Source organism: Sphingomonas sp. FW306-05-A (assembly GCF_058782275.1).
In genome coordinates, this window is the sequence record NZ_JBYSXN010000002.1 from 1,413,540 (window position 1) to 1,431,885 (window position 18,346).

At 67.7% G+C, this 18,346-nt stretch carries 16 protein-coding genes; 6 read left to right on the forward strand and 10 right to left on the reverse strand.

What is annotated here, in order from left to right; translation table 11 throughout:
* Positions 1-51: 51 nt before the first annotated feature.
* The 4 genes from AC3WJR_RS15330 to AC3WJR_RS15345 form a co-directional block, all read right to left on the reverse strand.
* Complete coding sequence (locus AC3WJR_RS15330) at positions 52-1,092, reverse strand: hypothetical protein (RefSeq protein ID WP_492725789.1); 1,041 nt, start codon at positions 1,090-1,092, stop codon at positions 52-54.
* Complete coding sequence (locus AC3WJR_RS15335) at positions 1,089-2,477, reverse strand: glycosyl transferase family protein (RefSeq protein WP_492725791.1); 1,389 nt, start codon at positions 2,475-2,477, stop codon at positions 1,089-1,091. The genes AC3WJR_RS15330 and AC3WJR_RS15335 overlap by 4 nt, the downstream gene beginning before the upstream one ends.
* Positions 2,478-2,683: 206 nt before the next feature.
* Positions 2,684-3,190: an RcnB family protein gene (locus AC3WJR_RS15340; RefSeq protein ID WP_492725793.1), complete on the reverse strand. Its 507-nt coding sequence runs from the start codon at positions 3,188-3,190 to the stop codon at positions 2,684-2,686.
* Positions 3,191-3,378: 188 nt separating this feature from the next.
* Positions 3,379-3,885: an outer membrane protein assembly factor BamE gene (locus AC3WJR_RS15345; RefSeq protein WP_492726183.1), complete on the reverse strand. Its 507-nt coding sequence runs from the start codon at positions 3,883-3,885 to the stop codon at positions 3,379-3,381.
* Positions 3,886-4,014: 129 nt separating this feature from the next.
* On the opposite strand from AC3WJR_RS15345, the gene AC3WJR_RS15350 reads away from it, so the two are divergent.
* Together AC3WJR_RS15350 and AC3WJR_RS15355 are read left to right on the forward strand one after the other, a co-directional pair.
* Complete coding sequence (locus AC3WJR_RS15350; RefSeq protein WP_492725795.1) at positions 4,015-4,530, forward strand: ubiquinol-cytochrome C chaperone family protein; 516 nt, start codon at positions 4,015-4,017, stop codon at positions 4,528-4,530.
* Complete coding sequence (locus AC3WJR_RS15355; protein WP_354278798.1) at positions 4,527-5,060, forward strand: YceD family protein; 534 nt, start codon at positions 4,527-4,529, stop codon at positions 5,058-5,060. The genes AC3WJR_RS15350 and AC3WJR_RS15355 overlap by 4 nt, the downstream gene beginning before the upstream one ends.
* 558 nt (positions 5,061-5,618) lie before the next feature.
* On the opposite strand, the gene AC3WJR_RS15360 is transcribed toward AC3WJR_RS15355, so the two are convergent.
* From AC3WJR_RS15360 to AC3WJR_RS15370, 3 genes are all read right to left on the reverse strand, one after another.
* Positions 5,619-6,155 (reverse strand): SixA phosphatase family protein, encoded by a 537-nt coding sequence (locus tag AC3WJR_RS15360; RefSeq protein WP_492725797.1) that lies wholly within the window; start codon positions 6,153-6,155, stop codon positions 5,619-5,621.
* A complete protein-coding gene (locus tag AC3WJR_RS15365) occupies positions 6,152-8,899 on the reverse strand; it encodes an ATP-dependent DNA helicase (protein ID WP_492725799.1) in 2,748 nt (915 codons plus the stop codon). The genes AC3WJR_RS15360 and AC3WJR_RS15365 overlap by 4 nt, the downstream gene beginning before the upstream one ends.
* A 106-nt stretch (positions 8,900-9,005) precedes the next feature.
* Positions 9,006-9,242 carry a hypothetical protein gene (locus AC3WJR_RS15370; RefSeq protein WP_492725803.1) on the reverse strand — a complete coding sequence of 79 codons (237 nt, stop codon included), beginning with the start codon at positions 9,240-9,242 and terminating at the stop codon, positions 9,006-9,008.
* A gap of 91 nt (positions 9,243-9,333) precedes the next feature.
* Between AC3WJR_RS15370 and AC3WJR_RS15375 the strand changes: the two genes are divergently transcribed.
* Genes AC3WJR_RS15375 through AC3WJR_RS15390 form a run of 4 tightly spaced genes read left to right on the forward strand, consistent with a single transcriptional unit; the run spans position 9,334 to position 14,637 of the window.
* On the forward strand, positions 9,334-11,163 hold the full coding sequence (locus tag AC3WJR_RS15375) for an ABCB family ABC transporter ATP-binding protein/permease (RefSeq protein ID WP_492725805.1): 1,830 nt from the start codon (positions 9,334-9,336) through the stop codon (positions 11,161-11,163).
* A 51-nt stretch (positions 11,164-11,214) separates the two neighbouring features.
* On the forward strand, positions 11,215-12,438 hold the full coding sequence (gene nhaA / locus AC3WJR_RS15380) for a Na+/H+ antiporter NhaA (protein WP_492725807.1): 1,224 nt from the start codon (positions 11,215-11,217) through the stop codon (positions 12,436-12,438).
* Positions 12,431-13,435 carry a histone deacetylase family protein gene (locus AC3WJR_RS15385; protein WP_492725809.1) on the forward strand — a complete coding sequence of 335 codons (1,005 nt, stop codon included), beginning with the start codon at positions 12,431-12,433 and terminating at the stop codon, positions 13,433-13,435. The genes nhaA and AC3WJR_RS15385 overlap by 8 nt, the downstream gene beginning before the upstream one ends.
* Positions 13,435-14,637 carry an MFS transporter gene (locus AC3WJR_RS15390; protein WP_492725811.1) on the forward strand — a complete coding sequence of 401 codons (1,203 nt, stop codon included), beginning with the start codon at positions 13,435-13,437 and terminating at the stop codon, positions 14,635-14,637. Before AC3WJR_RS15385 ends, AC3WJR_RS15390 begins: the two co-directional genes overlap by 1 nt.
* A gap of 260 nt (positions 14,638-14,897) precedes the next feature.
* On the opposite strand, the gene AC3WJR_RS15395 is transcribed toward AC3WJR_RS15390, so the two are convergent.
* From AC3WJR_RS15395 to sucC, 3 genes are all read right to left on the reverse strand, one after another.
* The gene (locus AC3WJR_RS15395; RefSeq protein ID WP_492725813.1) at positions 14,898-15,827 is read right to left on the reverse strand and encodes an electron transfer flavoprotein subunit alpha/FixB family protein; all 930 of its coding nucleotides are present in this window, start codon (positions 15,825-15,827) and stop codon (positions 14,898-14,900) included.
* Entirely contained in the window at positions 15,824-16,570 is a 747-nt protein-coding gene (locus AC3WJR_RS15400; protein ID WP_492725815.1) for an electron transfer flavoprotein subunit beta/FixA family protein, read from the reverse strand. Before AC3WJR_RS15400 ends, AC3WJR_RS15395 begins: the two co-directional genes overlap by 4 nt.
* A gap of 221 nt (positions 16,571-16,791) precedes the next feature.
* The gene (sucC, locus tag AC3WJR_RS15405; protein ID WP_131531954.1) at positions 16,792-17,991 is read right to left on the reverse strand and encodes an ADP-forming succinate--CoA ligase subunit beta; all 1,200 of its coding nucleotides are present in this window, start codon (positions 17,989-17,991) and stop codon (positions 16,792-16,794) included.
* Positions 17,992-18,346: the final 355 nt, after the last annotated feature.

Here is an 18,346-nt window from a genome sequence, read left to right on the forward strand (position 1 = left end):
GAAGTTCGCCGGGGAAGCGCAAAAGAAGGGGAGACAGGGTGCCCTCCCCGCTCAGAAGTCCGTGCCCACCGTCAACGCCGGTCCCGACCCCGGCTTCGCCCGCCCCGCAACCCGCTCACGCCAGTCGAGCGTCAGCCGCAATGTCTTGCCCGCAACCGGCACCGCGACCGCGAGTGTCGGTCCGATATCCAGCCGCGCCGCGCCACGTTGCGCGCCGCCCCATGTCCCCGCGCCGAGTTCGATCCGCGTGCCGCCGATGCGGGCGGCGGGGTGGGTCAGCCGCAGCGCGGCGTCGGCATAGGGCTCGGTTCGTGTGCGCCGGATCACACCCGCCTGCGCATAGCTTTCCGCGCGGAGGCCGCGGAACACCGGGACCGGGCCGAACCCGCCGACCATCCCGATGCCGGGGCCACCTGTCCCTGCGCCCAAGGCGAAACGCTGTTCCGCCACCAGCCGCAGCGGTAGTCGCGTCGGTTGCCATTCGAGCCCGAGCGATGCCTCGCGCAGGCCCGCGCCGAGCGGCGTGGTCAGCCGCCCCGCCAGCGCCACGCGCCCCCGCCGGTCGAGCGTGCGAACGATGCGGATCCCCGCTTGCGAACCGCCCAATTGGCCTCCGCTCCCGTCGCCCTGCGCGGTGAGCCCTGCGCGCGTGACCGCCCAGGCACTTCCCGACCAGCGTGGTGCGCGGGATCGCGTGCCGGGAATCCGGTCCGGCGTGTCCGGGGGCATGGCGACGAACGGCGGCACGCCGGGGAGCGGCGCGCGGGGGCGTGGCGATTCGATGCCCGCGGGCGGGGGCCGCACGTCGGTGGAGGCGTTCATCTCCGGAGCGTGCGTGGCGGGTTCGGATGGTGGTGGCCGGAGTGCGGCAACGGCCTGGACCCCGCGTCGAACCGCTCTGCCGGGCAAAGCTGCCGATCCGGCCCCCGCAGGGGTTGCGGCGCGCGCGGGCGCGATCAGCAAGCGGATCGGGCCGACCGGCACCGCGCCGTCGGGCCACAGCAGCAGTGCACGAACCCCGATCCAGCCGACGCCGACAGCCGCGAGGAAACGCAGCGGTCGACCCCGACCCGACCGCTGCACATCGATCACGGGTGTGGACCGGGCAGATCCGGAAAGATGTGCGCGGTCTTGTCCCACCGCAGCGCGACCCCGTTAAGCGAGCGGACATAGACCCATACCGCGCGGCGTGCGGCGAGCAGCGCGATGAGATTGCCGACGAACAGGCGCGGAAACGACCAGCACGCCTCGCGCCAGCCATAGGCTTGCCCGGTGAACATCGCGCGCGTGACGATCCGCCACAGCAGCAGCAGCGCGGTGACCGACAGCAACCATTCCGACGCGACCGGCATTGCGGGTGGCGCCGTGCCGGCGATCCAGTGCAGGCCGTGCATCGCCGGCCACGCGAGCAGCGCCACATAAGCCACCGCCATCACCACCACGGCAAGCGGTGCGCGACGGTCGCGCATCCGCATCCAGTGGTCGCGCCAGTCGCGTGCCGGACCCCAGCCGAGCCGATCCCAGCCGGCGAGCGCGATTCCGGTCATCCAGCGCGCCTTCTGGCGCACCGCACTGCGGATCGTCGCGGGGAAATAGGCGCGCACCGCGACCGGCGGACCGTGCGGCGATTCGCTGACCCAGGCGAACGTCCCGCGCCCGCCGAGCGCCGCTACCTGTAGCCCGAGTTCGTAATCCTCGGTCAGCGAGGCTTCGTCGAACGGATTGCCACCCCGCGCCGCGGCGATCCGCCCGAGCATCGTCCGCTCGATCGCACAGCCCACCCCGGCGAGCGGGATGCCAACGCCGAGCGTCTGGCGAACGACCATCTGCTTGCCGTGCGCTTCGGCGAATTCGTCGGCATAATGGCCGGAGATCAATCGCGCCCCCCGGTCGACAAGCGGCAGCACGGGCAGTTGCACGACGCTGAACCGCCCGATCAGCGCATCGAACACGCGCAATTCGCCCGCGTGGACCAGATCCTCGGCGTCGTGCAGAATGATCGCCGCGGCGAGCACACCGTCGCGTACCTCGTCGCGACCCAGCGCGCGCCACAGCGCGTTGAGGCAGTCGGCCTTGGTCGTCGGCCCCGCGCGCTCCCCGATCACCAGCCGGACGCGGGGATCGCCTTGCGCGACCGCCGCCACTGCGGCGATCGTTGCGCGGTCGTTGGGATAGGTGCCGACGTACAGCCGGTAATCGCCATGATCGAAGCGCGCGAGCGCGGTCCGCAGCATCGCGCCGATGACACGCGATTCGTCCCACGCCGCGATAAAGATCGCGAGTCGTCGCTCGGGCCCGGCGCAATAAGCGGCAAGCGTCGGTGGTACCGGAGGCGTGCGCCGCGACAAGCGCAGGACGATCCACAGGATGTCGACGGCAAGGTCATCCAGCCCGCCGATGAGGAACCCGATCGCGGAGAACAGCAACGTCTCGCGCGCGATCGCGTCCGCCACCCCCGCCGCCCAATCGATCCCCATGCCAAGCCCCCCGACTCAGTAGGCGGCATCTAACCACGGAACGCAGCTACATTGTTACGGCTTGGTAACGGTCTGACGTATTATCTACTCGATTTGGCGTACTATGCCCGGAGCGCGTATTGCGCCGTCGGGCTTTGTCGGTTGCCGAACGCAAACCGGCCGCCCCCTGTTGCCAGGGGACGGCCGGTCCGGCGCGACGAAAAGGTTTAGCGGTAGAAGCCGCGGTTGACGTCGACGACATAGCCACGACGGGTGTCGACCAGGATCACGTCATTGTAATGCCGCACCCACTGCTGGCCCGGGCGGGCGCGCGGAAGGTGGTAACGCCACGGATCGGCGATGACGTAGCGGCTGCTGTAATAAGGCTGGCCGATCCGCAGGCCGGGACGGAAGGCGGTGTAGCGGAACGGGGCGTTCCAGCCGCCGCGCGCATAGGCATTGGGGTTGCGGTCGCGAAACCCGCGCCAGTCGTCACGGCCCCATGCGCGGTCGCGATCGCGCAGATCTTCGCGGAATTCCTGGCGGGCTTCGCGGACGTCGTTGCGCTGGTCACGGATCGCGCGCGGATCGCCGCTGCGATAGGCCTGGCGCAGATCGCGCTGCTCGGCGCGAATGTCCTGACGGTCGCGGCGCAATTCCCGGTTCGACTGGGCCTGGGCGGCAACCGGGGTCAGGGTCGCAGCGAGCACCAAAGAAGCGATAAGAGTACGCATGGTCATCTCCTCCAATACGGTCCGGTGCATCATGGAAACACCGGACGATGAAGAGGGTATGCCCCCCGCCGACTGAACGATCCGCGAACGACGGCGTCAGACTTTCGACAGGGTTGTATCAGAATGTAACCGGGGGTTACGCAGCATCATTGTAACTGGGGGTTACGCAGCCTGATCGTAACCAAAGGTTACGGGGCGCCGCTGCCGTTCGGGCCGCTCGATCCGCCGCCGCCGCCGCCACCACCGCCGATCGCGCCGACCGTGCCGATATTGCCGAACAGTTCGTCGAAGAAGTTGCGCTTCTTGCCGAGCGTCGGGGTGATCTTGCTCGACGGGCTGATGCTCGCGACCTGCTCGGCGCCCGACCTGCGCACCGCCGAGACGACGCCCTTCTGGTCGAAGCTGATGCGCACGGTGACCTGATCGCGCACCTTGGGGTTGTTGAACGCGTAATTGCGCGCCTCGCGGCTGATATAATACCAGTCGCCTTCGTTGAACTGGCTGGTGAAGCTGGGCTTGCCGAGCACCGCGAGCACCGACTGGCGGTTGTCGGTGCCGGTCTGGACCGAGTTGACCAGATCGGGATCGATCACATAGCCCTGGTGCGATTTCAGCGGAACGCAGGCGCTCCCCCCCACGATCACGGTGGCGGCGAGGACGGCGGCCGTCAGCTGGCGGACGGTCTTGAGGCTCATCGACTTCTCCACACGGGCGCGGACACCCCACGGCAGGGCACGCCATTCCATTGCATCCCGGACGCGATGCCTCAATATGCCGGGAAACGCGGCCAAACAAGGGCAGGCCTTGGGCAACCGCGAGAGGATATGCGTTTGAGCTTCTTATCGAGACTGTTCGGGCGCGGCGAGGACGATGTCGCGCTGGCCTTGTATGATTCCGTCGTCGCCCAGGCGCGGTTGCCGCACTGGTATGAAACGGGGGGAGTCCCCGACACGATCGACGGGCGCTTCGACATGATCGCGGCGGTGCTGTCGCTGGTATTGTTGCGGCTGGAGCGCGATCCGGGCGCTGCTGCGGCGAGCGCGCGGCTGACCGAGCGATTCGTCAGCGACATGGACGGGCAACTCCGCGAATCGGGGGTCGGCGACATCGGTGTGGGCAAGCATATCGGCAAGATGATGGGGATGCTCGGCGGGCGGCTGGGTGCGTATCGCGACGGTCTTGCCGCGCGCGCTCTGGGTAGCGCGCTGGAACGCAACCTGTACCGGGCGGGGGCCCCTGCCCCCGCCGCACTGGCGCATACGCAGGACGCGCTATTTGCGTTCGATGCCCGCCTCGCCGCCTTGCCCACGCCAACCATCCTTGCGGGAGACATCGCATGACCGCCCCCGAATTTTCGCGCACCGAACGCATCGACACGATCGGCGAGGGCGAACGCACGATCGCCATCACCGCCAACGACGCCGAGCGTGCGGCGCTGGCCAAGCGGTTCGACCTGATTTCGGTCGACCGGCTCGAGGCGAAGTTCGCGGTGCGGCGCGACGCCGCTGGGGTCGTCGCGCGCGGGACGGTCAGCGCGGCGGTGGTGCAGGCGTGCTCGGTCACCGACGATCCGCTGCCCGTGACGGTCGAGGAGCCGATCGCCTTGCGCTTCGTCGACCACGAGCCGGATTCGGAGGAAATCGAGCTCGATCCCGATGCGCTCGACACGATGGTGTTCGACGGCGCGGCGGTCGATCTCGGCGAGGCGGCGGCGGAGACGATGGCGCTGTCGCTCGATCCCTTCCCGCGCGGGCCGAATGCGGCGGCGGCGCTCAAGGCGGCGGGCGTGATCAGCGAGGAAGAGGCCAAACCCGCAGGCGCGCTGGCGGGGCTGAAGGCAGCGCTGGAGAAGCGGCTGGATCGGTCGTGAGCGGTCGATGACGCTCTAGCTTTCCGTTTTGGCGCTGCTTTCCGGTTGTTTGTGACGCTTCCCCGGCGAAGGCCGGGGCCCAGAAGCGAAGGTCGCGGTAATGACGGGCAGCGGCCAGCAATCTGCTGGCCCGCTCCTGGGCCCCGGCCTTCGCCGGGGAAGCGCTCGTGGGGACAGAGTGCACATTCCGCCCTCGGATCTGTGAAACACCCGCTACTCCCCCTTGGCACTCCCCCGGCGAAGGCCGGGGCCCAGGCGCGAAGGTCGCGGTAATGGCGGGCAGCGGCCTGCAATCTGCCGGCCCGCTACTGGGCCCCGGCCTTCGCCGGGGAAGTGCTCGTGGGGACAGAGTGCACATCCTGCCCTCGGATCTGTTAAACATCCGCTACTCCCCCTTGGCGCTTCCCCGGCGTAGGCCGGGGCCCAGGAGCGAAGGTCGCGGTAATGGCGGGCAGCGGCCTGCAATCTGCTGGCCCGCTGCTGGCCCCGGCCTTCGCCGGGGAAGCAGTCGTTAGACGAGCGGTGAGCGAAACATTACCAGCGATAAGCGCGACGCGCTCAGTCCTCGTCCGGCCCCAGACTGGGGTCCAGATCGCGGGGGCGGGTGAACCGGGTCAGCCGCGCGGAGCCGGGGGTCAGCGCGGACCATTCCCCCTCGAACGTCAGTTCGGCGACGCTTGCGGTCGGATATTTCGCTTCGAGCGTCGCGCGCAGCGGGTCGTCGCTTTTGGGCACCAGCCATAGCGCGAGATCCTCCAGCCCCGGATTGTGCCCCACGAGCAGCAGGCGTTCAGTAGCGGCGGGCATTTCGTGGACCATGTCGAGCAGCGTCACCGCCGACGCGAGGTAGATCCGCCGGTCCCACACCGGTCCGAGCGTACGGCCATAGCCGCTTTCCACGCCTTCCAGCGTCTCCACCACCCGCAGCGCGGGCGAGGCGACGACGTGATCGAACGTCCGTTCCTGCGCGCGCAGATGCTCGCCGACCATTCGCGCCGCCCGGTGGCCCTTGGCGTTGAGGGACCGATCGTAATCGCGCAAGGCCGGGTCGTCCCAGCCCGACTTGGCGTGGCGCAGCAGCGTCAGCGTCTTCACGGGACTTCTCCGTTGGCGGTTGCGCGAGCCCCTTGCCCCGTTTGCGCGGGCGAGGGAAGCGCCGCCGCACGCGCAACCGCTTCATCCAGTGTCACGCGCGTGATCGATACGCCCGGCGGAAACGCGCTGAGCAGCCGCGACGGCATCGCGGACGACAGGAGCACGAACATCCCGTGGTCGTCCGCGCGGCGGATCAACCGCCCGAACGCCTGCGCCATGCGCGCGCGAACGATCCGGTCGTCATAGCCCTTGCCGCCCCCCTCACCCGTCGCCGCCATCCGGCGCGCGGCGTGGAGCACGGTCGGCTTGGGCCACGGCACGCCTTCGAGCACGACCATCCGCAGCGAGCGCCCCGGCACGTCGACCCCGTCGCGCAGCGCGTCGGTGCCGAGCAGCGACGCTGCCGGATCGTCGCGGAAGATGTCGACCAGCGTGCCGGTGTCGATCGGGTCGACATGCTGCGCGTAAAGCGGCAGCCCTTCGCGCGCCAATCGGTCCGCGATCCGCGCATGAACCCCGCGCAACCGCCGGATCGCGGTGAACAGCCCGAGCATCCCGCCACCGCTCGCCAGCCCCAGCCGTGCATAGGCATTGGCGAGCGCCGCCATATCGCCGCGCTTGACGTCGGTGACGATCAGCACCTCGGCCTGGTTTGCATAATCGAACGGCGACAGCGCCGCGAACCGGCTCGCCCCGCGCAGCAGGTGATTCGCGCCGGTGCGCGCCTCGGCGACGTCCCAGCCTTCGTCGGAGCCTGCGTCACCGCCGCGCAGCGTCGCGGACGTCACCAGCACGCCGTGTGCCTGCTTGAGCACCGTCTCGGCAAACGGCCGGGTCGGGTCGAGCCAGTGCCGATGCAGCCCGACGTCGTAGTCGCGCCCCTCGACTCGATCGACCGCCATCCAGTCGACGAAATCGGGCGACGCTGGCCCGCCGATCCGTGTCAGCAGCGACAGCCACGCCGCAACCGTGTCCGCGCGCCACGCGACCGACGCGACCGCGCCCTCGATCCGCGCACGCGCCGGACCGTCCATCCAGTCGGGGCCTTCCTCGAGCACCGCCTCCAGCCGCCGCCCGAGCGCGACCAGCGGGCGCACCAGCGCATCGAGCGCTTCGGCGGCGGGGGCGGCGGCTTCGATCAGCGTTGAATCGGGTTCGGCGAGCTCGGTCTCCAGGCCATAGCCCGCATCGCCCTCCGTTTCGGCGCGCGCATAGGTCAGCCCGCGTACCGCCGCGAGCAGCGCCTCGACCGGCCCGAACGGCGCACCCTCGCCCAGTCGTTGCAGCCAGCCGTCGCTCGCCAGCGCATGCGCCGCGACGACCGCATCGGTGATCGCGCGCCCGCCCGCCTCGTCGTAGCTTGCCACGTCCGACAACCGCGCGGCAAGTCCACGCCGCCGCCCGCGCCCGCCCGATTCGGGGCCGATCACCCAGCGACGCAGTTCGATCGTCTCGGCCCCCGTCAGCGCGGTCGAGAACATCGCATCGGCTGCATCGAAAATGTGATGCCCCTCGTCGAACACGTAGCGCGTCGGGCGAGTCGTCTGCTCGCGCCCGCGGGCGGCGTTGACCATCACCAGCGCGTGATTGGCGATCACCAGATCGGCGTCGGCACTCGCGCGCGCGGCGCGTTCGATGAAGCATTTCCGGTAATGTGGGCAGCCAGCATAGACGCACTCGCCGCGCCGGTCGGTCAAAGCGGTCGAGCCGTTGCGGCGGAACAACGTCGTCAGCCAGCCGGGCAGGTCGCCCCCGACCATGTCGCCGTCCGCCGTGAACGCCGCCCAGCGCGCGACCAGTTGCGCGAGGATTGCCGCGCGCCCGGCGAACCCACCCTGCAACGCGTCTTCCAGATTGAGCAGGCAGAGGTAATTCTCGCGCCCCTTGCGCGTGACGACCTTGGTCTTGCGGACGGTGGCGTCGGGGAACAGCCGTGCGCTTTCCTGCCCCAATTGCCGTTGCAGTGCCTTGGTGAAGGTCGACACCCACACCGCCCCGCCTGCCTGCTCCGCCCAGAGCGATGCGGGCGCGAGGTAGCCGAGCGTCTTGCCGATCCCGGTGCCTGCCTCCGCGAGCACCATGTTGGGCGCGCCTTGCGTCATCCGCGGCCCGAACGCCTCGCGCGCGGCCTGCGCATAGGCACGCTGGCCGGGGCGCTGCTCAGCGGTGCTGCCGGTCAGCGCGGCCAGCCGTTCCTGTGTGCGGTCGGCGTCGAGCGAAACGGTGCGGGGCGCCGGGCGGGGCGCGCCCTCGGACCATTCGGGGAGCTTGGTGTAGAGCCAGCGTTCGGCGACGCTGGGCTTGGGCAGCCGGTCGACCAGCAACGGGGCCCAGGTCCAGCGCAGCCGGAACAGCGATTGCGCGGCGGTCCACGCGCCTTCGCGCTCGGGCCAGTCGTCGCCCTCGATCATGCCGAGCAAGGCGTCGGTCGCGTCGCGCAGGAACGGGGCGATCGCGCTGTCCTCCTCGGGTGCGTCGATCCCCGCGACCCGCGCGAGCCCGCGTGGCGTCGGCACCATGAAGCGCGCGGGGCACAGGAAGGCGAACAGTTCGAGCAGGTCGAGCCCGGACAGATCGGCATAGCCGAGGCGCTGACCGATCAGGGCTGCATTAAGCAGGATGACGGGGGTATCCGCCGCGATCCTTATCGCCTCGCCGCGTCCGATCGGGCGCGTGCCATTGGCATCGGCAATCCAGATGCCGCTGTGGCTCGCGTGGAGCGCGGGATAGGGGAGAGCGGTCACACACCCGATATCGCGGGAACGGAACGGAATGGCAACGCCGGAACCGGAATTGCCATGCTATCCGGCGGGCCTAGTCGTTTTTGCGCACCTATTATTCGCGTGGCAATCAGCCGTTCTGCGGGCGAGCGGTCTTGGCCTGTGCCAGTCGTGCGCCAGTTGCGCGGCACGATGCGCTCACCACCGGATAGTCGATATCCGAATTTCGCGCGAGCGCTGCGGGCATCGCGGCCTGGCATTGTGCGATCGAGCGATACTGCACTTGCTCGACGCGCGCCTGTTGGCAAGCCATGCTGCCATCACCGCATCCCATGATCGCCATGACGTAGAAAAGCGAGTCCATCATCTTCTCCGTTCGCCGATAAAACAGATGAAGCGCTCTGCTTGTTCCACCAGCCGCTTTCGGTCCGGCTTGACTAGGACTACATGCCCTTTCGATGCCACCTGATCTCGCAACCACTTCGACCGCGCCCGAGCGCCCGATGCTCCCGACGCTGCGGCGCTTCCTGCCCTATCTATGGCCCGCCGATGCGCCCGCATTGCGGCTGCGGATCGTCGGCGCGATGCTGCTCGTCGTCGCCTCCAAACTGGTACAAGTGTATGGCGCGCCGTTCGCGCTGCAGGGCGCGATCGACGGAATGGCGGGCGGGCCGACGACGCCCTCGGTCGTCTCGCTGATCTTCCTGCTGGTGATCGGCTATGCCGCGGCGCGGTTCGGGTCGGTCGTGTTCGACAATCTGCGCAACGCAGTGTTCGAACGCGTCGGGCAGGATGCTACCCGGCGGCTCGCGGCGGGGGTGTTCCGGCATCTCCACCAATTGTCGCTGCGCTTCCATCTCGAACGGCGCACGGGCGCGGTCACCAAGGTGGTCGAGCGCGGGACCAAGAGCATCGACACGATGCTGTATTTCCTGCTGTTCAACATCGCGCCGACGGTGCTGGAGCTCGCGCTGGTGCTCGGGATCTTCTGGACCAAGTTCGGGTTCGGGCTGGTCGCTGGCACGCTGGTGATGGTCGCGGTGTACATCGTCTTCACGCGCTGGGTGACCGACTGGCGCGCTGCCTTGCGGACGCGGATGAACGATCTCGACACCGGGGCTGTCAGCCATGCGGTCGATTCGCTGCTCAATTTCGAGACGGTCAAATATTTCGGCGCGGAGGAGCGCGAGGGGAAACGGTATGACGCGGCGATGGCGGCCTATGCCAATGCCGCGGTCGTCTCCGAGAATTCGCTCGCCTGGCTCAACATCGGGCAGGCGCTGATCACCAATTTGATGATGGGCGGCGGGATGGCGCTGGTCGTCTATGGCTGGAGCCAAGGTCGTTTTACCGCGGGCAACGTGGTGCTGGTGTCGACGCTGCTCGCGCAGCTGTTCCGCCCGCTCGATTTGCTCGGCATGGTGTATCGTACGATTCGGCAGGGCGTGATCGACATGGGCGCGATGTTCGACCTGATCGATACGCCGTCCGAAGTGGTCGACGTCCCCGGTGCCAAGCCGCTTGCGATCGCACGCGGGCATGTCCGGTTCGAAGGCGTGCGCTTCGGTTATGATGACGGGATGCCGATCCTCAAGGGGATCGACCTCGATATCCCCGCGGGCAAGACGCTCGCGGTGGTGGGGCCATCGGGCGCGGGCAAGTCGACGCTCGCGCGGTTGCTGTACCGTTTCTACGATCTGACCGGCGGGCGGATCACGGTCGACGGGCAGGACATCGCGCAGGTGACGCAAGCGAGCCTGCGCTCGTCGATCGGGATCGTGCCGCAGGACACGGTGCTGTTCAACGACACGATCGGCTACAACATCGCCTATGGCCGCGAGGGTGCGGGCGAGTCCGAGATCGAGAATGCCGCGCGCGGGGCGGCGATCGCGGGCTTCATCGAGCGCCAGCCCGACGGCTATGCCACCCGTGTGGGTGAGCGCGGGCTGAAACTGTCGGGGGGCGAGAAGCAGCGCGTCGCGATTGCGCGGACCTTACTCAAGAACCCGCCGATCCTGATCCTCGACGAAGCGACCAGCGCGCTCGACAGCCGGACCGAGGGCGAGATCCTCGATACGTTGCAAGCGATCGAGCGCGGGCGCACCACGATCGTGATCGCGCACCGCTTGTCGACCGTGGTCCATGCCGACGAGATCGTCGTGCTCGAGGCCGGGCAAGTGGTCGAGCGCGGGAGCCATGCGGTGCTGTTGCGCAAGAACGGGCTCTATGCCGAAATGTGGAACCGGCAGGCGCAGGAGCGCGCGGAGGAGACGCTGGCGGCGGAGTAAACCGATGCCGCTTTCGGTTTCCCCGGTCGCTCCCACGCGGTAGGCGGAACAATGGCCCACCTTCCGAAGCCGCCCCGCGTCGTGCGGAAAATCCGCTCGGCGGCGCGGACCTTCTTGGCGCATGAGGCGACGAGCGGGATCATCCTGATGGCGGCGGCGGCGCTTGCGCTGATCGTCGCCAATTCGCCGCTCGCCGAGACGTATTTCCACGCGCTGCATTTCACGACCGGCCCGGTGCTTGCGCCCGCGATCGGGCCGATGACGGTGCATCTGTGGATCAACGACGGCCTGATGGCGATTTTCTTCCTGTTCGTCGGGTTAGAGATCAAGCGCGAGATCGTCGACGGACGGCTCGCCTCGCCCGAGCGGCGACGGCTCCCGGTGATTGCGGCGGCGGCGGGGATGATCGTTCCGGCGCTCGTCTTCCTCGCGATCGCCGGGGGCAACCCCGCCTATCGCTCCGGCTGGGCGATCCCGGCGGCCACCGACATCGCCTTTGCGATCGGCGTGCTTGCGCTGCTCGGGGCCCGCGCGAGCCCTGCGCTCAAGCTGTTCCTCGCGACGGTCGCGATCGTCGACGATTGCGGCGCGGTCGCGATCATCGCGGTCGCCTATACCAGCCAGCTGGACCTGATCGCGCTGGCGGGGGCGGTCGGCGTGGTGCTGCTGCTGCTCGCGCTCAAGCAGCGGCGGGTCATGGCGATCTGGCCGTATCTGGTCGGGTTCGTCGCTTTGTGGTGGCTGGTGTTGCTGTCGGGCGTCCACGCCACGGTCGCAGGCGTCGTCACCGCCGCGCTGATCCCCGTGACCAAGTCGCCCGGAATGCCCGAAGCCGCCGAATCGCCGCTCCACCGGCTCGAACACGCGCTGTCGCCGTGGGTCGCGTTCGGGATCGTGCCGCTGTTCGCCTTCGCCAATGCGGGCGTGTCGTTCGCAGGCATATCCCCCGCAGTGGCGCTCGACCCGCTGGTGCTGGGCATCACCGGTGGTCTGTTCCTCGGCAAGCAGGCGGGCATTTTCGGCGGCGTCGCGCTCGCCGAACGCCTCGGCATCGCGAGCCGCCCGGCCGGCATGACGTGGATGCAATTGTACGGCGTCGCGTTGCTGGCGGGGATCGGTTTCACGATGAGCCTGTTTATCGGGGGACTCGCCTTTCCCGGCAACGCCGCGTTGCAGGACGAGGTCAAAATCGGCGTGCTCGCCGGATCGACGCTGGCGGCGATCGCCGCTTATGCGGTCCTGCGGCTTTGCCCAACGAAGGTCCGTGATGCGTAAGTTCTTCTCTCCCCGGCAATTGGCGCATGCGCCCGCGCGCGAACTCCACAATGGCGGGTTCACCGCTTATGCCGAGACGCCCGCACGCGCCGGGACGATCCTGCGCGCGATCGGGGGCGCGGAAATACCCGAGGATCGTGGCGATGCGGCGATCCGCGCGGTCCATACCGACGACTATCTGGACTTCCTCAGGAACGGTCCGGCGCGCTGGGCCGCAGCGGGACGACCGGGAGATGCGATGGGCTATGTCTGGCCGGTGGTCGGGCGCAGGTCGCTCAAGCTCGACCGGATCGACGGGCAGATCGGGCGCTATAGTTTCGACGCCTCCACCCCGCTGACCGCGCAAAGCTGGGAATCCGCCCATGCCAGCGCGCAAAGCGTGCTTGCGGCCACCCATGCCGTGCTCGATGGCGAGCGCGCCGCCTTCGCCTTGTGCCGCCCGCCCGGCCATCATGCGGGCGCGGACTATTACGGCGGCTATTGCTACCTCAACACCGCCGCGATCGCTGCGCAGGCCGCACGCGACGCCGGACGGCAGCGCGTCGCGATCCTCGACATCGACTATCACCACGGCAACGGGACGCAGGACATCTTCTGGGATCGCGGCGACGTGTTCTACGCGAGCATCCATGCCGATCCAGTCAGCGATTACCCCTTCTACTGGGGCCATGCCGACGAGACCGGAACAGGCGACGGGGAAGGCACCACGCTCAACTTGCCATTGCCGCAAGGGTCGCAGCTCGCCCCGTTCCGCCGTGCGCAGGACCAGGCGCTGGAGGCAATCGCCCGGTTCGCGCCCGATCTGCTCGTCGTCAGCTTCGGTGCCGACACGTGGGAAAGCGACCCGATCGCGCATTTCAAGCTGACGACCGACGATTACGCCGTGCTCGCCCGCGACATCGCCGCCTGCGGCTGGCCGAGCGTAATCGCGATGGAAGGCGGCTATGCGGTCGACGCGCTCGGGGCGAACGTCGCCAGCCTGTTGTCCGGGTTCTGATGGAGCCCCACGCCAAGGGGACGGCAGGCTATCGACGACTGACGCTGGCGATGCTGTTCGCAGGCTTCTCGACCTTCTCGCTGCTCTATTCGGTCCAGCCGTTGCTGCCCGTCTTCGCGCAGCAATTCGCGGTGAATGCGGAGGGCGCGAGCCTCGCGGTGTCGCTCGCCACCGGCCCGCTTGCGATCGGCATCCTATTCGCGGGCGCTTTGTCGGACCGGATCGGGCGCAGGCCGATGATGGTCGCCGCGATGTTCCTGGCCGGCCTGTTCAGCCTCGCCACCGCGGTCGCGCCCGACTGGACGACGCTGCTCGCGCTGCGGTTTGCGACCGGCGTTGCACTGGCGGGAGTCCCCGCGGTGGCGATGGCCTATGTCGCGGAGGAGGTCGATGCGGGATCGGTCGGCTCGGCGATGGGGCTGTATATCGCGGGCAGCGCGATCGGCGGGATGGCGGGACGGCTGGGGGTCAGCCTGATCGCGGACATCGCAGACTGGCGCTGGGCGCTCGGGATCGTCGGGCTGGCCGGGCTGGCGATGGCAGAGGCGTTTCGGCGGCTTGCCCCCGAATCGCGCGGCTTTATCCGGCGGTCCCGGCAGCGCGGGGGCGCGTGGCAGATCACGCGCGCGCTGTTTGCGGACCGTGCGCTTCCGCTGCTCTATGCCGAGGCGTTCCTGCTGATGGGATGCTTCGTCACCATCTACAATTACGTCGGGTTCCGGCTGATGGCCCCGCCCTACCAGCTCGGGCACGCGGCGGTCGGTGCGATCTTCCTGCTGTATCTGCTCGGATCGGCGAGTTCGGCGTGGTTCGGCGGACTGGCCGGGCGGCGCGGGCGGCGGCTGATCTTCTGGATGCCGGTGGTGCTGCTGATCCTCGGCATCGTGCTGACCGCCACGACCCCGTTATGGAGCGTGATCGGCGGAATCGCGGCGGCGACAATCGGCTTCTTCGGCGCGCATTCGATCGCTAGCGCGTGGGTCGGTCGTCGGGCCGCCGAAAACCGGGGCGCGGGGGCGGCGCTATACCTGTTCTTTTATTATGCGGGGTCGAGTGTGCTCGGCTCGGCCGGGGGGATCGCCTGGACACGCGCTGGCTGGCCCGGCGTGACGCTGTTCTGTCTGCTGCTGGCGGGGGCTGCGCTGATCATTGCGCTGCTGTTGCGGCGCGTGCTGCCGCGCGAGCCGCAACCGACTGCTTGATACCGTTCCCACGGCGGATCCGTGGCAGGCGTGGAACGAGACGAGGTTCAGCGGACCGATGCGCTGCTCAACCGCGAGCCCCCACGCGTGGCGCGCAAGCGATTCGCTGAACCTGCCGACTCGAACACGCTGCCCCCCCGAGCAACAGGGGGTTCATGCAGAGTATTCAGGCGGCGGACAATTAACAATGTTGCGTTACCATAACAAAACGGGCGACCCGCAGGCCGCCCGTTCGTGTGTCTCCCTGATCGGTTCGTACGTCAGAGCTTGCCGGTCAGTTCCGGAATGATCTTAAACAGATCCCCAACCAGGCCGATGTCCGCGACCTGGAAGATCGGCGCGTCCTCGTCCTTGTTGATCGCGATGATGACCTTCGAGTCCTTCATCCCCGCAAGATGCTGGATCGCCCCCGAAATGCCGACCGCGACATAGACTTCGGGCGCAACGATCTTGCCGGTCTGGCCGACCTGATAGTCGTTCGGGGCATAGCCCGCATCGACCGCCGCACGGCTCGCACCGACGCCTGCGCCGAGCTTGTCCGCCAGCGGATCGATCAGTTCGTGGAACTTCTCGCCCGAGCCGAGCGCGCGGCCGCCCGAGACGATGATCTTCGCGCTGGTCAGTTCCGGACGCGTGTTCGCCGCGATCTCGGATCCTGCGAAGGTCGACAGACCCTTGTCGCCGGTCGATGCGACCGCCTCGATCTCGCCGCTGCCGCCCTCGGTCGCTGCCTTGTCGAAGGCGGTACCGCGGACGGTGATGACCTTCTTGGCATCCGACGACTGGACCGTCGCGATCGCATTGCCCGCGTAGATCGGACGCGTGAACGTGTCCTCGCTCTCGACCGACAGGATATCGCTGATCTGCATCACGTCGAGCAGCGCAGCGACGCGTGGCGCGATGTTCTTGCCGTGCGTGGTCGACGGCGCGACGAACGCGTCGTGCGTGCCCATCAGCTCCACGATCAGTGGCGCGACGTTCTCGGCGAGCGCATGCGCGAATGCCGCGTCGTCCGCGACATGGACCTTGCCGACGCCCGCGATCTTCGCCGCCGCCGCAGCGACCGCGTCGAGCCCTTGCCCGACGACGAGCAGATGGACTTCGCCGAGCTTGCTCGCCGCGGTCACCGCGGAAAGCGTGGCATCCTTGACGGCGCTGCCGTCATGTTCGACCCAGACAAGCGTCTTCACTTCGAAATCCCCATCGCTGCGAGTTTCATCACCAGTTCGTCGACATCGGCGACCTTGATCCCGGCCGACCGCTTGGACGGCTCGACGACCTTGAGCGTCGTGATCCGCGGCGTGACGTCGACACCGAAATCGGCAGGCGTCTTGTTCGCCATCGGCTTGGACTTGGCCTTCATGATGTTGGGCAAGGACGCATAGCGCGGCTCGTTGAGGCGAAGATCGGTGGTGATGATCGCGGGCAGCTTGAGCGTGTCGGTCTCCGACCCGCCATCGACTTCGCGCGTCACGTTGACCGAGCCGTCGGCGACCTCGACCTTGGACGCGAACGTGCCCTGGCCCCAGCCGAGCAGGCCTGCCAGCATCTGGCCGGTCTGGTTGTTGTCGTCGTCGATCGCCTGCTTGCCGAGGATGACGAGGTCGGGCTGTTCCTCCTCGACGATCTTGGCGAGAATCTTGGCGACGCCGAGCGGCTCGACGCGGGTGTCGCTGACGACGAGGATCGCGCGGTCCGCACCCATGGCGAGCGCGGTGCGCAGCGTTTCCTGCGACTTCTGCTCGCCGATCGAGACGACGACGATCTCGGTCACGCCCTGTGCCTTCAGGCGGATCGCTTCCTCGACCGCAATTTCGTCGAACGGGTTCATGCTCATCTTGACGTTCGCCAGATCGACGCCCGTCCCGTCCGCTTTCACGCGGGGTTTCACGTTGTAATCAAGCACCCGCTTGACCGGTACCAGCACCTTCATCGGCTATCCCTTCCAAGGTCGATTGCGTTCGCCGCCTATCTTTGAGGCGGTGCATCTGGCGATCAGATGGCTATTTTCCGTGCTTTTCGCAAGTCCGGTATGGAAAACCCGCATTGCCGTAAGGGCATTTGCCCGGCTGAGCCGAACCCTACCCCGTCCCAACGAAAAAGGGGGCCGGACGTTTCCGCCCAGCCCCCCTGTTTTCGAGACGTGAAGCCGAATCAGGCGGCCTTCTGAACCTCGGCAACGATCTTCTTGGCGGCATCGCCAAGGTCGTTCGCGGGAACGATCGCGAGACCCGAGGAGGCGAGGATTTCCTTGCCCTTCTCGACGTTGGTGCCCTCGAGGCGGACGACCAGCGGCACCGAGAGGTTCACTTCCTTCGCCGCGGCAACGATGCCCTCGGCGATGATGTCGCAGCGCATGATCCCGCCGAAGATGTTGACGAGAATGCCCTTAACCGCAGGATCGCTGAGGATGATCTTGAACGCCGCGGTGACCTTCTCCTTGTTCGCGCCGCCGCCGACGTCGAGGAAGTTGGCCGGGAACATGCCGTTCAGCTTGATGATGTCCATCGTCGCCATCGCGAGGCCGGCGCCGTTGACCATGCAGCCGATGTCGCCGTCGAGCTTGATGTAGGCGAGGTCGTACTTCGACGCTTCGAGCTCGGCGGGATCTTCCTCGGTCTCGTCGCGCAGCGCGAGCAGGTCCTTGTGACGGAACAGCGCGTTGCCGTCGAACGCGACCTTCGCGTCGAGCACGAGGAGCTTGTTGTCCTCGGTCACCGCGAGCGGGTTGATCTCGATCTGCTCGGCATCGGTGCCCATGAACGCGTCATACAGCTTGGACGCGACATTCGCGGCCTGCTTGGCGAGATCGCCCTTGAGCTCGAGCGCGGCAGCGACCGCACGGCCATGATGCGGCTGGAAACCGGTTGCCTGGTCGATGTCGATCGCGTGGATCTTCTCGGGCGTGTCGTGCGCGACGGTTTCGATGTCCATCCCGCCTTCGGTCGAGGCGACCATCGACACGCGGCCAGTGGCGCGGTTGACGAGCAGCGCGAGGTAGAATTCCTTGGCGATGTCGACGCCGTCGGTGACGTACAAGCGGTTGACCTGCTTGCCCGCGTCGCCGGTCTGGATCGTCACCAGCGTGTTGCCGAGCATGTCGGTCGCGGCCGCACGAACGTCGTCAGCGGTCTTGGCGAGGCGAACGCCGCCCTTTGCGTCGGGGCCGAGTTCCTTGAACTTGCCCTTGCCGCGGCCACCCGCGTGGATCTGGGCCTTGACGACGTAGAGCGGTCCGGGGAGCTTTTCCGATGCCGCGACGGCTTCCTCGACCGACATGGCCGAAAAGCCCGCGGGAACCGGCACGCCGAATTTCGCCAGGAGTTCCTTGGCCTGATATTCGTGGATGTTCATGGGTTCGTGCCTTTCCGGGGTCGGGTTTGTGAGTGCCTAAAGCACAGCGGGCGCGACGAATCCACCCCTTGCAATGGCTGGCCTTAGCCACACCCGCGCCGTCATCCTCGCGGAGGCGGGGATCCATACGGGCTGAACGCAGGGATTGCGGGCTCTGGCGTCAATGGATTCCCGCCTTCGCAAGACCTCTGCATAAAGGCGATCGGAGGTTTGATCGTCACCCGTGCCCCTAAGGCTGCCGTCATGCTGAACTTGTTTCAGCATTTACCTCGCAACAGGCATAGTCCGGACTCGCGGATGGCTGGATCCTGAAACAAGTTCAGGATGACGGACGGTTCTTGCAGACCTCTTGCCT

Excerpts from the sequence above, each read along its gene's own strand:
- AC3WJR_RS15335 (WP_492725791.1), bottom strand. The coding sequence starts at position 2,477 with ATGGGGATCGATTGGGCGGCGGGGGTGGCGGACGCGATCGCGCGCGAG.
- AC3WJR_RS15340 (WP_492725793.1), bottom strand. The coding sequence starts at position 3,190 with ATGCGTACTCTTATCGCTTCTTTGGTGCTCGCTGCGACCCTGACCCCG.
- AC3WJR_RS15345 (WP_492726183.1), bottom strand. The coding sequence starts at position 3,885 with ATGAGCCTCAAGACCGTCCGCCAGCTGACGGCCGCCGTCCTCGCCGCC.
- AC3WJR_RS15350 (WP_492725795.1), top strand. The coding sequence starts at position 4,015 with ATGCGTTTGAGCTTCTTATCGAGACTGTTCGGGCGCGGCGAGGACGAT.
- AC3WJR_RS15355 (WP_354278798.1), top strand. The coding sequence starts at position 4,527 with ATGACCGCCCCCGAATTTTCGCGCACCGAACGCATCGACACGATCGGC.
- AC3WJR_RS15370 (WP_492725803.1), bottom strand. The coding sequence starts at position 9,242 with ATGATGGACTCGCTTTTCTACGTCATGGCGATCATGGGATGCGGTGAT.
- AC3WJR_RS15375 (WP_492725805.1), top strand. The coding sequence starts at position 9,334 with ATGCCACCTGATCTCGCAACCACTTCGACCGCGCCCGAGCGCCCGATG.
- nhaA (WP_492725807.1), top strand. The coding sequence starts at position 11,215 with ATGGCCCACCTTCCGAAGCCGCCCCGCGTCGTGCGGAAAATCCGCTCG.
- AC3WJR_RS15385 (WP_492725809.1), top strand. The coding sequence starts at position 12,431 with ATGCGTAAGTTCTTCTCTCCCCGGCAATTGGCGCATGCGCCCGCGCGC.
- AC3WJR_RS15390 (WP_492725811.1), top strand. The coding sequence starts at position 13,435 with ATGGAGCCCCACGCCAAGGGGACGGCAGGCTATCGACGACTGACGCTG.
- AC3WJR_RS15400 (WP_492725815.1), bottom strand. The coding sequence starts at position 16,570 with ATGAAGGTGCTGGTACCGGTCAAGCGGGTGCTTGATTACAACGTGAAA.
- sucC (WP_131531954.1), bottom strand. The coding sequence starts at position 17,991 with ATGAACATCCACGAATATCAGGCCAAGGAACTCCTGGCGAAATTCGGC.